Raw genomic sequence first — 11,370 nt, 5'->3', positions numbered from 1 at the left:
CGCTACAGGGCGTGGGGCATCGTGTAAGGCTACGCGACCACACAACTGACGCCTCTTTGTCGCCTTACTGCCATGGTTCAGGCCTTCCGGACAAACCTTAACCGGAGCAGGCAGCTTGTTCGAAGATCACGGGAGCACGCGGATTGATCTGGCCTGTCCTTACTGCCAGCAGTTGTTCAAGGTCCGGCTGCGGAAGCTTCAATTTGGGGCAGATCTAACCTGTCGGCTGTGCCGGCACGAGTTCTCCGCCAGGGATGTGTCAGATCGTGCTGAGGTTCAGGACGCACTAGCGCGCATGCACCGGATTGTGGAGCAGAGGACACAGCAGGCTAGATCCTGTCAGCCAAGTGGCGTGGCAGCATCTTCTCCGGCCCAGCCGCGGGAGGTTATTGAGCATCGAGGCAATGAGCCTCGACCGTTGACCACGCAGCAGAGTGGCGAGCAGGGCTCCTCTGATGTCTAAGCCGGGAATGTGAGGCCCATTCAAGCGCCAGCCACCACCGGCAACCTGATACCCACCCTGGCAGGAGATGCCGCTGGCCCTACCTAGTCGCCTTGGGCTGGCTCTGGCCCTGACCTCAGTCGAGTCTTCTATGCCGATAAAAGACGCTGAAGTATCGGACAGGCGGACATCCGCTTTGTCCCCTTTCCGGCATCGCATCTTCCTCGCCGTGTGGGTTGCAAGCCTTGCTTCTAACTTTGGCGGGCTGATCCAGTCGGTCGGCGCCGCCTGGCTGATGACGTCAATTGGTGCATCGGCGGATCTCATCGCCTTGGTGCAAGCCTCGACCACGCTTCCGATCATGCTGTTCTCGCTCATGGCCGGCGCCATTGCCGACAACTTCGACCGACGCAAGCTGATGCTCGCCGCGCAAATCTTTCTGTTCGCGGTGTCAGTGGCTCTGACCTTGTGCACCTATTTTGGCTTGGTGACACCTTGGCTCCTGCTCACCTTCACCTTCCTGGTTGGCTGCGGCACGGCCTTCAACGGGCCGGCCTGGCAGTCGCTGGTGGGTGAGATGGTGCCCCGCTCCGATCTGCCGGCAGCAATTGCCCTCAACAGCATGGGCTTCAACATCGCGCGCAGCGTCGGCCCGGCGCTCGGCGGCATCATCGTCGCAACGATTGGCACCTTCGCCGCCTTTGCGGTGAATGCGGTCAGCTATCTTGGACTCATCCTCGTCCTGGCACGCTGGCAGCCAGTCAGAGCGTCCAGAGCCCTACCGCCGGAAAGCCTCGGATCTGCCATGGCGGCAGGTATCCGGTACGTGGCGATGTCACCCAATCTGGGCGTTGTGCTCTTGCGGGGAGCGGTGTTCGGTGTCGCGGCCATTGCAGTCCAGGCCCTGATGCCGCTGATTGCCCGTGATCTGATCCAGGGCGGACCGCTCACCTATGGTCTCCTGCTTGGGGCGTTCGGCGCGGGTGCTGTCGCCGGGGCGCTTCTCAGTACTCGTCTGAGGCAGGCCTTGTCGCTTGAGGCCCTCGTCCGCATTGCCTTCCTCAGCTTCGCCGTCTGTGCCGCAATTGCGGGGCTGAGTCCTCTTGCGCTCCTGACTACCGCTGCTATGGCCCTGGGCGGGGCGAGCTGGGTGCTGGCGCTCTCCAGTTTCAACGCGACCGTGCAACTGTCCTCGCCCCGTTGGGTCGTGGGCCGTGCGCTCGCGCTCTACCAGATGGCAACCTTCGGCGGCATGGCCCTCGGCAGCTGGATCTGGGGCGTGGCGGCCGAGTGGTATGGGACGGCGGACGCTCTCCTGATCGTGGCGGGAATGCTATTGGCCGGAGCCGCACTCGGCCTGCGTTTCCCCCTGCCCGAGCTGAAGACGCTGAACCTTGATCCGCTCAACCGGTGGACCGAGCCCAAAATAGCAGTCGACATTTTACCGCGCAGTGGCCCGGTCGTGATCACGATCGAGTACGTGATCCGCCAAGCGGATGTGGTAGCCTTCCTTGCCATCATGGCGGAGCGGCGGCGGATCCGTCGTCGGGATGGGGCGCGTCATTGGACGCTGCTGCGAGATCTGGAAAACCCTGAGATCTGGATCGAGCGCTACCATAGCCCGACATGGCTGGACTACGTGCGGCACAACCAGCGCATCACGCAGGCTGACGCCGCCGTGGGAGAACGGCTCCGGGAACTCCATCAGGGGCCTGATCGCCCACGGGTACAGCGCATGATCGAGCGCCAGCCCGGCTGGCCAACCTCTGATCCTGGATCCCAGGCCCGTGACATCGCCGACCCGCTCACAGATCCGACCCGCTCGTCCTGAGGGCTTGCCATCACCGTAGCGGCGCAGACTGACAGCCTTGATGCGAAGCAGGTTAGTGAAGCAGGTCAGTAATGTGGCGCGTTAGTCCTGCTGACCCGCCGGACAGCCCCATCATGTGGTCTCGGTTGTGCCGGAATTCCTGACAGACTCGAGTCTGCATGCGGCAAAACAACAAGCCTGTAGCACGTTGAGCCCCAGGAGCTGGTCATTGTCGTGAATTGTGACGCAGACGCCAACGTTCGGGTCTTGGCTCATGCCCTGCTGGAATGGATATTCTGCTCGACATATCGCCGTCTGGTCCCCTGAGCATTTTGTCATCAATCTTTGTAGACGCTCTCCGTGATCCGGTCCTGCAGTTCAAAAATATCAGAAAGGTCTTCATCGAACTTGTCGGCCCAGACATGTCGTCCAGTTGCAGCCTCGAGGAGCTGGCCGGTGAGTCTCGTCCGAGCTGGACTGCTGTCTGTATTGCCTCATGTTCGGCTGCCTCTAGGTTATCGAGTTCAAGGCCTTCCTGGTCAGGGCTGAGATCCGGGCCCTCATAAAAATCGAAGTAGTAGCGTGGCATAATTCCTTCTCGTCACTGGACTCGAACTCTCAGCGCCGGCAGGCTCAGATGAGCCCGCCGTTGGCACGGAGCACCTGACCGTTGATCCAAGCGCCGTCAGGTCCGGCAAGGAACGAGACAGTGGCGGCGATGTCCCGCGGCTGGCCGATACGCCCGAGCGGCGCGAGCCTCGACAGGTGATCGATAACCTCCTGCGGCTTGCCATCGAGAAAGAGCGCTGTTGCCGTCGGCCCGGGTGCCACCGCATTGACGGTGATGTTGCGGCCGCGCAGTTCGCGGGAGAGCACGTGCGTCATGGCCTCGACGCCAGCCTTCGTGGCGGCATAGACGGCGTAGGTTGGTTGATAGAGGCCAACGACGCTCGACGACAGGTTGATGATCCGCCCGCCGCTGCGCAGCCGGCGGGAGCCCTCGCGCAGGGTGTTGATGACCCCCTTCAGGTTGACGGCGATGTGGCTGTCAACGAGGGCATCGTCCACCTCGGCGAGGAGCGCCAACCGCATAATTCCGGCATTGTTAACGAGCACGTCCACTCCGCCGAAGGCTGCTTCGGCCGCGTCGAACAGGCGCCCAACCGCGGCCGCGTCGCTGATGTCGGCTCGTACCGTGAGCGCCTGGCCACCGTTCTGTCTGATCCGCGCAGCCAGCGCCTCGGCTTCGTCGACTCTGCTGGCGTAGTTGATCACGACGGTGAAACCGTCCCCAGCCATCCGTTCGGCAATCGCCGCGCCGATGCCGCGCGAAGCCCCGGTGACGATGGCGACCTTGGTGCCGTTCTCGGGCATTGGTTTTCTCCTCTTGGTTCGTGCCTCGGGGGTTTCCTTCGTGAGGTGGAAGGTCATCTCGGCCAGACCGAGCCAAGGATGATCGAGCAGAAGTTCTTCCGCGTGTAAGTGGGGTCCTTCAGCGCCAGCACGTCGGCCTTCACGTTGCCGAACGTCGTCTCAGGCTTCTTGATGATGCCTTGGGCGAAGTGATCGATGATGTTTTCCTTGAAGTTCGCTTCCCGCGGATGGTGGGCACAGACATGGTCGCGCTGCTCGTGCGTGAAGTCGTGATAGGCAATGCCGAGCACGTCCATCTCGACGCCCGCTGTCACGAGTGCAATCGTCGGGCGCATGTGCTCGGGAATGCCGGGCGTGGTGTGGAGTGCGATTGCGGTCCAGACGTCCTCAATGTCACGCCCGGGAACGCCGTAACCCTTCATGAACTCGCGTGCCGCATTGGCGCCGTCGACCTCGAAGCGGAGGTCAGGGCTCGCATGGGCTTTGGTCAGCCCCATGTCGTGGAACATCACCCCCAGATAGAGCAGCTCGGGATCGTACCGGAGGCCTCGGCGCTCGCCGGTGAGTGCGCCCCAGAAGAAGACGCGGCGGCTGTGATTGTAGAGGAGGTCGTCCTCGGTATCCCGGACAAGCTGGGTCGCCGCACGTGCGATGCCGCTGTCGGGAACGCGGACGCCAGCAATGATCTCGGCCATCGGATGCACTCCTTGTCTCGGCAAGGCTTCGCCGTGGTGTGAATCGACACGCGAATGACCTTGTCGTTGCTGTCAGCAGAACCGCGCTGGCCGTCAGATCGAACTCGAATGCCTGCGCAAGCCCTGTGTCCTTTCTGGCGTTTGCGGCTGGGCTTGACAACGCGGCTTGACCTGCCGATCAGGACAACGGCACATTGATTTACGCCAGGATCGGTAGGGACCAACAATGGCGGTTCAGACCATTGCAATCGTGATACATGAGGGCGTCCAGGCACTTGACGTCGCCGGACCGGTGGACGTGTTCGCCGAGACCAACGCCTATATCCCGGCGGCGGAGCGATACGAGACGGTGCTGGTCGGCCCCCATCGCACACCGCTGCGGGCGTCGAACAACATGCAGATGATCGCTGATCTGAGCTTCGAAGAGGCTTCCGGCGGCTTTGATGTCCTGCTGGTCGCGGGCGGCCCCGAGTTGCCCTACGCCGCCCCGGATCCGCAGCTTACGGAATGGCTCCGCTCAGCGCCGTCGCGTGCGAGCATCTATGGCTCGATCTGCACAGGAGCCTTCGTGCTCGGCCATGCGGGATTGCTCGACGGGCACCGGGTCACCACCCATTGGCAGATTGCCCAGAAGCTCGCCGCGCGTTTCCCTGCCGCCATTGTCGAGCCCGACCTCATCTATGTCCGCGATGGCCGGCTCGTGACGTCGGCCGGCGTTACCGCAGGAATCGATCTCGCACTGGCCCTGGTCGGCCAGCGGCATGGGCCAGGCGTTGCCGTAGCGGTGGCAAAACGGCTGGTGGTGGTGGCACAGCGCCAAGGCGGCCAATCGCAGTTCAGCCCGTATCTCACCGCACCGGCTGATCCGGCCTCGCCGATCGCCCGCATCCAGGACCATGTGATGGCAAATATCGGAGGCCGTCACACGCTCGAGTCCCTCGCGGCCGTCGTTGGCATGAGTGCTCGCAATCTCGCACGCCATTTCGTGCACGAAACGGGGATCACGCCGCACGAGTTCGTCGAGCGCGCCCGGATTGATGCCGCCCGCATGCTGCTCGAGGGGAGCGATCGTCCGCTCAAGGCGGTTGCATATGACTGCGGCTTCGGGACGGCGGATCGAATGCGGATCGTCTTCAGTGAGCGGCTCGGCGTGACTCCTGCCCAGTACCGCGCGAGCTTCCGCCAGTCGAATGCGACCGGAGAGCCGATTGGCATCTCGTAGATGCTCCACACAACGGCGCCGCTTTGACCTGCCGGCCTGCGGGTCGGCTTGACCCGAAACGGCCTGCGTCCGACTGGATTCGGCGGCTCATCGGGCCTGCCCACGCGAACGCAACGGCTTTATCTTGCCTGCAGCTGGCATGAGGAAAAGCCGCTAGGAGAGACGCCAGCCTCAGGTTCAGCCTTCCTCGAGCAGGGAGGGCTCGTGCGGATGGGCGTCCGAGCAGTGTCCAATCCTTGCTTTGCGTACCCGTTTCAGGCGGACAACCTTGATCCTAGGGGCAGAACGAGAGACCGCCCGGGTGGGACGCTCAGCAGCACGGCCTTGTATGGAGACCTCCCCTGTGCGGGGCCGTGCTGTCCTTTTCAAGATACCGAGTGCGCCAACGGGAGATCGAAGATGAGGGCCGCAGCGATCTATCATGATTTTGTAGATGCTGGACTGGACGAGCTTGGCGTCAGCAACGCTAGCGCCGAGGGAATCATCACACGCCACCCGCCGCGGGAGTGTATCCTGATCATCGAGACCGATGCGGCTTTTCGGAACAGCATCGCCCAGGTGCTCTGGGAAACCGGTTACGAGGTGCTGACTACCACCACAGGCGAACAAGCCTTTCGCCTTCTCCGTGATTGGCGGCAGCCGATCGACTGGCTCTACAGCCAGGCTACCCTGCCAGGCCTGATCGACGGCTGGATCCTTGCCGACCAGCATCACGACAACCACCCGGACAGGTCCGTGGTCATCGGCGCACGCGAGGCGAGGTTATCGGCGCGAGGTGACGTCGTCCTGAATGAGCCGCCACCGGCGGCCACGCTGGACGCCGTCCGCTACGTCACCACGTCGGCGCGTTCCCAAGAGCCGCTTGACCCTGCCGGTGCCACCCGCAGAGCCTCGCCGCATGGGATATTGGGAGGGCCGAGTGAACGAGCTGATTGCCTGGCTTAAGGAACAGAATGAAGGAGTCAGTACCTATATCGGGCTTCAGCAGCGCGCTCATGGCCTGGCCTCATCCGATCCTGACCAAGCCGCTCTTTTCCGTTTGCTCGGCTCCCTGGCTGCCCGCTTCGCTTCTTCCTATGACGACATGCCGCTGCCCGCAAATATCGCGCGTTCCACTTTTGAACGCATGATAACTCTCGTTGAGGAAGCGCTGAGAGCAATGGATGGCACGGCGCAAGAAAAGCTTGCGGTTCTCAACGAAATTGCCAGGGCGGAACTCGACTAAGCTTGGCGTGCCGCAGTCGGCGCTTGAATGAGTCCTCTCAAACACACGGATAGGAGACCTCCATGGGAAGTCGAGAAGAACTCATCCAGCGCAGCATTCCTTTTCTTCAGGAGGTCAAGGACATGCCCCCGGCACCGATATGGAAAAGTGGCTCACCGAAAAGTACGGCGAAGACAGTGAGCTGTACCGAGACCTGTTGCGCCTGATCAACTTGGGTGTCGCGGAAGGCTGGGCCGCCAACCAGAAGATCGACGGGCCGAACTACCGGCGGAGCCGTATCTTGGAGCCGTCGCCTGAAACCTTCCGGTTCAGCATCACGGCTGTGTATATGAACAGCAAAAATCCTCAACGCTGCAAGGAGGAGTACGACAACGAGATCCTGCGGGGTCAGTATCACGGCCATCCGTCCGGAGAAATCAATTTGGTCGTCCCGCTGGATGAGGACGCACAGCTGAAGGGTCTGCAGGGCTGGCAGGGTCTAGTCGGACGGCGCCCGATCCCGGATGCCGGCACTATCCAGAGGTCCGGGGCGGTGCGGTCATTGCATTGTTCTATCTTCCGGCAGGCCGCATCTCCTATGATTTTACACCTCCAACCTGATTGCGACGGCCACAAATGAGGGTGATCGCCTCAATGTGATCCGGATGATTGCACTGCGCTCGGGAGAAACTCAAAGGCCGGCGGAGCTAGGACCAGCCTTTCGTCTGTGGGACCACGTGGGGAGCATAGGTTGGCCGACTTGGACGTTCGCTCCGGGACAGACTTCAAGATGTCGGGCGATGTCGAGCACCTGTACAGCGGGCAAGGCCGGACGCCGATCGATCTTGGTTCGGATGCGTGTCCTATTTTGCAGGTCGGATGTCCATTTTCGAATTGGCACGAGCATAGAGGACAGGGCCGCCTCTTTCTAAAGTCGATCGACTGAAAGGAGGCACACCAATGACCATCACGAACGGTATCGCAATCCCTGACAGCAAGCTCGCGCACGAGGTGACGGACATCATCCGTGACACGGAGTCCGAGTTGCTCTTCAATCATTCCACTCGTGTCTACCTTTGGGCTGCCCTGATTGGGGAGCGAAAGGGCCTGAAATTCGATCCGGAGCTGCTCTACACGGGCGCCATGTTCCACGACATTGGCCTCACAGAAAGGTACCTAGAAAGCCAGCTTCGTTTCGAAGTGGATGGTGCGAATGCCGCACGCGACTTTCTGAGAAGCCGCGGTATCCCTGAAGCGGATGTCAAGAAGGTCTGGGACGCTATCGCGCTCCACACGACCCCGGGTATTCCTGAATTCATGGATCCCGAGGTCGCCTTAGTCCAGGTAGGGACGGGAATGGACGTCGCGGGGCGCGGCTATGACGACTTTACGGACGAACAACGCAAGGCGGTGATTGCCACCTATCCGCGCGGCAACGACTTCGAGCACGAGATCATTGACGCATTCTATCTGGGGATGAAGCATCGGCCCGACAGCACATTTGGCACGATGAACGACGATTTTCTTGCCCAAAAGAATTCAAATTTCCAGCGTCGGAACATCTGTAGCATCATCTTGGGCTCACGTTGGGCGCACTGCAGGTGCCACGCTCACGACGTATAGCCATTAAGCCTCCCGCAGAAGCCAGCTTCTACATGGCTCAAGCCGTCAGTTTTCCTGGCCGCAAGATAGTCCGACAGTTCTGTGCCGGTCGGGAATTCGAGTTTTGCGACAACCAGACAGTCACACAACGGTCGCTCCTATGGATCGTCGACTACTCATCCTTGCCCTTGGCATGTTCGCGATGGGAACCGACAACTTCGTCGTTGCCGGAATTCTGCCAAACGTGGCGGCATCCTTGAACACGTCCGTCAGCCTTGCCGGCCAGATGGTCACCGTCTATGCCTTCTCCTTTGCTGTCTTAGCGCCAGTCATGGCGGCCGCAGCCGGGGGATGGCCTCGCAAGCTCCTTCTGGTGTCGGCGCTCGGCATCTTCGTCGCCGGTAACGTGATCACCGCACTCGCATTGGATCTGAACGTCGTCCTTGCCAGCCGCGCACTTGCCGGCCTGGGTGCCGCCATGTTCGCGCCGACGGCGCTCGGTGTTGCCACATCGCTCGCCGATCCCAAAAGCAAGGGACGCGCACTCTCCACGGTAACAGCCGGTCTTGCCGGCGCAACGGCACTCGGAGCTCCCATCGGCACGTTCATCGGTGGGCTCGGGAGCTGGAGGAGCACACTTTGGTTCGTTGCGCTGCTGGGGTTCGTCTCAATGATGGGCGTGTGGACGATGCTTCGATCGGCTCCTCGACCTGCCCGTATTACGCTGCGCGAGAGATTCGCTCCCATTCATGACATACGCGTTGCGTTGACCTTGCTCACCACATTCTTCGCGTTTGGCGGATTCCTGATGGTCTATACCTACGCAGGTCTCGTGCTCGATCGAGTGACAGGGGGCGATGAGCGTATTCTGGCGGGGATGCTGGTCTTCTGGGGCGTGGCTGGAACAGTCGGGAATGTGGTGGCCGGTCATCTCGTGGACCGTTTTGAGAGCCGCAGAATCATCAATACGGCATTGTACCTCGCCATCATCAATTTTTGTGCTCTGCCCTGGACCTCTGCTCATCCGGTGAGCACCGCGATTGCCCTGACGATCTGGGGCCTTTGCGGATGGGGGATCATCGTGCCATAGCAGCATCGTCTGGTGCATATTGCGCCGAAGGTGACCCCGATTCTGCTCGCCCTCAACAACACGGCCACCTACCTTGGACTTGCCTGCTCGGGTGTTCTTGGGGGAATTGCAATCGTCTTCATTGATCAGCATTATCTCAGTCTCGTTGGAGCTGGATTGGTCGCGATCGCCTTCATCCTCGCCGAGATCGCACGTCTCTGCATTGTACGTGAAAGCCAGCTGGACTGCTTAACGGACAAAGTCGCGCCGGAGCACTGATGCAGCGGAGCCGACATAGATCACGCCCTTCCAAAGGCGTAACCAGCATTTGCGACGAGGCGGAATCTAAAGCCTTGTTCATCCGCCACCTGAGCCGCCATCTCGACCATTCGCTGTTCCTAGTAGCTTGGTTTCGAAGAACACGTCCGTTGGCGTATTGACGATCAAGATGGGCTCTGTTGCGTTAACCTCGGCAGTATAATTCGGAGCGGCCAGTCGAGGAGCCGCTCGACTGTCTCTGTTCAAGCGCCGTCGCTTTCCGGTCGAGATCATCCTGTCGTGCGTGCGCTGGTCCTGTAAGTATGGGATCAGCTATCGCGATCTCGCTGAGATGATGCAAGAGCGTGGCATCAACATCGACCCCAGCATCCGACCGGCACGCCGGTTCCAGAGGATGACAGCCGCCTACGCCGCCATCAAATGCTTTGAGGTGATACGGATGATTCGTCGCGGGCACTGCATCCTGCAACAGCCAGGAGCGGCAGGCAAAATTCGCCTCGTCAAGCCGATCTTTGGTCTCGCCGCTTGAAGGCAGCTCCCGGGTGGGGCTCGTTACGCCCTTTTCCAGTTACTGCAACAGAGCCCTCGTATGAATTTCGTATAAATCTGTAAGTGATTTTCACCCGGAGTGCGTTAACTTGAAATAGAACCCGCTACGAGATTTCTCCGCGGACTTTTTTGGCGTGATCAGTATCTTCCTCCCCAGTGACGGTCGTAGTACTCGCGCCGCTCCCAGTATGGGCGCTCATGATGGCGACGCCACCATGGACGAGCCCAAGGTGGCGGACCATAGCTGCGACGCCAATGTCGGCGATCGGAATAGCGTGGTGGATCATCATACCGGCGCCCGTAACGAGGTGACGGGTCATAATACTGGACGTTCTGAACCGAAGCGCCCACAGTAAAATCAACAGCTGCAGGGCTTGTAATTGGGCTCGCAGACGCCGACTGGAATGCAAAACCAGCGGCAGCAAGCGCGAGAGCCAAGACCACTTTCTTCAACATGTTACCTCCCGAGGCGATATACTGAGAGTGCATCTTGGGGAGTGAACCCGATCTGAATGTCGGGCTTTCTCAACGTTCATCTGTCCTCATGCCCTCCCGACGCAAGACCTATATCCGAGATGATGGTCTCGTCATGGTCGAGATCCGTCCGCACGTGTATGTAGAGGGAGAGATCTCTCTAAGGCTTGAGTTACTGAGGTGAAGCAGGAGCCATCCTTACGGCCATCATCAGAAATTAAATTACAAGCCCTCCTGTTGCCACGATCTGCCCTAATCTAGAACAAGCAGATAAACCTCGGGAGCGAAATGATGTTGGTTCTGATAGCCTTTTGCGTTGCAGCTCTGGCCATGGTGTCGCCAGCAGTAAAAGGTCATGGGAAACCAACAGGGGAAGCAGCTCCAAGCACGAAGGCAGCGCAGCCCTCCACCTCTGAGAAAAGTGCTGAGCGGTCTGAGTTACAACGCGAGAAGGCTGAAGCCGTGGAGCGCGAACGAGATCGCAGGATGAAGAGAATCTCAAGGAGCATCTGCTCGGGCTGCTAATCGAGATCGAGCCTCACTGGTACGTGGAAGAGAATATGGCTGAGCGACGGGGGCTTTTGAGATGAGATATCCCGAGAGGCAAAAGAAAGAGGACTCCAAAGAGGGTTCTGTCGCAAATCCTCACC

The 11,370-nt window shown here is 60.3% G+C and carries 12 protein-coding genes and 1 pseudogene; 9 read left to right on the top strand and 4 right to left on the bottom strand.

Going from position 1 to position 11,370, the window contains the following annotated elements:
- The first annotated feature begins 593 nt into the window (after positions 1-593).
- Positions 594-2,273, top strand: a complete 1,680-nt coding sequence (locus AA309_RS15915) for an MFS transporter (RefSeq protein WP_047190016.1) — start codon at positions 594-596, stop codon at positions 2,271-2,273.
- A gap of 205 nt (positions 2,274-2,478) precedes the next feature.
- Here the strand turns inward: AA309_RS15915 and AA309_RS37735 are convergent, their stop codons facing one another.
- From AA309_RS37735 to AA309_RS15905, 3 genes are read right to left on the bottom strand one after another with little or no spacing between them, the layout of a single operon-like run.
- A complete protein-coding gene (locus AA309_RS37735) occupies positions 2,479-2,841 on the bottom strand; it encodes a DUF6894 family protein (RefSeq protein WP_425286887.1) in 363 nt (120 codons plus the stop codon).
- A 44-nt stretch (positions 2,842-2,885) separates the two neighbouring features.
- Positions 2,886-3,626 carry an SDR family oxidoreductase gene (locus AA309_RS15910; RefSeq protein ID WP_047190015.1) on the bottom strand — a complete coding sequence of 247 codons (741 nt, stop codon included), beginning with the start codon at positions 3,624-3,626 and terminating at the stop codon, positions 2,886-2,888.
- 53 nt (positions 3,627-3,679) lie between these two features.
- Positions 3,680-4,321, bottom strand: coding sequence for an HD domain-containing protein (locus AA309_RS15905; RefSeq protein ID WP_047190014.1), 642 nt, complete (start codon positions 4,319-4,321; stop codon positions 3,680-3,682).
- A 226-nt stretch (positions 4,322-4,547) separates the two neighbouring features.
- Between AA309_RS15905 and AA309_RS15900 the strand changes: the two genes are divergently transcribed.
- The 8 genes and pseudogenes from AA309_RS15900 to AA309_RS36495 all read left to right on the top strand — a co-directional run.
- Complete coding sequence (locus tag AA309_RS15900; RefSeq protein ID WP_047190013.1) at positions 4,548-5,543, top strand: GlxA family transcriptional regulator; 996 nt, start codon at positions 4,548-4,550, stop codon at positions 5,541-5,543.
- Positions 5,544-5,942: 399 nt separating this feature from the next.
- Positions 5,943-6,488, top strand: coding sequence for a response regulator (locus AA309_RS32095; RefSeq protein ID WP_052954760.1), 546 nt, complete (start codon positions 5,943-5,945; stop codon positions 6,486-6,488).
- Positions 6,463-6,768, top strand: coding sequence for a hypothetical protein (locus AA309_RS15890; protein WP_047190012.1), 306 nt, complete (start codon positions 6,463-6,465; stop codon positions 6,766-6,768). Before AA309_RS32095 ends, AA309_RS15890 begins: the two co-directional genes overlap by 26 nt.
- Before the next feature lie 139 nt (positions 6,769-6,907).
- The gene (locus AA309_RS37450) at positions 6,908-7,387 is read left to right on the top strand and encodes a 4-hydroxylaminobenzoate lyase (RefSeq protein WP_425286886.1); all 480 of its coding nucleotides are present in this window, start codon (positions 6,908-6,910) and stop codon (positions 7,385-7,387) included.
- Positions 7,388-7,707: 320 nt separating this feature from the next.
- A complete protein-coding gene (locus AA309_RS15880) occupies positions 7,708-8,370 on the top strand; it encodes an HD domain-containing protein (protein WP_047190011.1) in 663 nt (220 codons plus the stop codon).
- A 139-nt stretch (positions 8,371-8,509) separates the two neighbouring features.
- Positions 8,510-9,439: an MFS transporter gene (locus tag AA309_RS15875; RefSeq protein ID WP_200901999.1), complete on the top strand. Its 930-nt coding sequence runs from the start codon at positions 8,510-8,512 to the stop codon at positions 9,437-9,439.
- 12 nt (positions 9,440-9,451) lie between these two features.
- The gene (locus tag AA309_RS35855; RefSeq protein ID WP_200901998.1) at positions 9,452-9,697 is read left to right on the top strand and encodes a hypothetical protein; all 246 of its coding nucleotides are present in this window, start codon (positions 9,452-9,454) and stop codon (positions 9,695-9,697) included.
- A 232-nt stretch (positions 9,698-9,929) separates the two neighbouring features.
- Positions 9,930-10,058 (top strand): annotated as a pseudogene (locus AA309_RS36495) (IS6 family transposase); the annotation flags it as partial.
- Between the two features lie 292 nt (positions 10,059-10,350).
- Here the strand turns inward: AA309_RS36495 and AA309_RS35240 are convergent.
- Entirely contained in the window at positions 10,351-10,566 is a 216-nt protein-coding gene (locus AA309_RS35240; RefSeq protein WP_160310477.1) for a hypothetical protein, read from the bottom strand.
- Positions 10,567-11,370: the final 804 nt, after the last annotated feature.

The organism is Microvirga vignae (assembly GCF_001017175.1).
GTDB classification, from domain to species: domain Bacteria; phylum Pseudomonadota; class Alphaproteobacteria; order Rhizobiales; family Beijerinckiaceae; genus Microvirga; species Microvirga vignae.
The sequence above is the reverse complement of the archived record's forward strand: the minus strand, read 5'-3'. Positions and strand labels throughout refer to the sequence as shown.

Coding starts and splice junctions, on each gene's coding strand:
- AA309_RS32095 (WP_052954760.1), top strand. CDS start 5,943: ATGAGGGCCGCAGCGATCTATCATGATTTTGTAGATGCTGGACTGGAC.
- AA309_RS37450 (WP_425286886.1), top strand. CDS start 6,908: ATGGAAAAGTGGCTCACCGAAAAGTACGGCGAAGACAGTGAGCTGTAC.
- AA309_RS15915 (WP_047190016.1), top strand. CDS start 594: ATGCCGATAAAAGACGCTGAAGTATCGGACAGGCGGACATCCGCTTTG.
- AA309_RS15880 (WP_047190011.1), top strand. CDS start 7,708: ATGACCATCACGAACGGTATCGCAATCCCTGACAGCAAGCTCGCGCAC.
- AA309_RS15900 (WP_047190013.1), top strand. CDS start 4,548: ATGGCGGTTCAGACCATTGCAATCGTGATACATGAGGGCGTCCAGGCA.
- AA309_RS15910 (WP_047190015.1), bottom strand. CDS start 3,626: ATGCCCGAGAACGGCACCAAGGTCGCCATCGTCACCGGGGCTTCGCGC.
- AA309_RS15905 (WP_047190014.1), bottom strand. CDS start 4,321: ATGGCCGAGATCATTGCTGGCGTCCGCGTTCCCGACAGCGGCATCGCA.
- AA309_RS15875 (WP_200901999.1), top strand. CDS start 8,510: ATGGATCGTCGACTACTCATCCTTGCCCTTGGCATGTTCGCGATGGGA.
- AA309_RS37735 (WP_425286887.1), bottom strand. CDS start 2,841: ATGCCACGCTACTACTTCGATTTTTATGAGGGCCCGGATCTCAGCCCT.
- AA309_RS35240 (WP_160310477.1), bottom strand. CDS start 10,566: ATGACCCGTCACCTCGTTACGGGCGCCGGTATGATGATCCACCACGCT.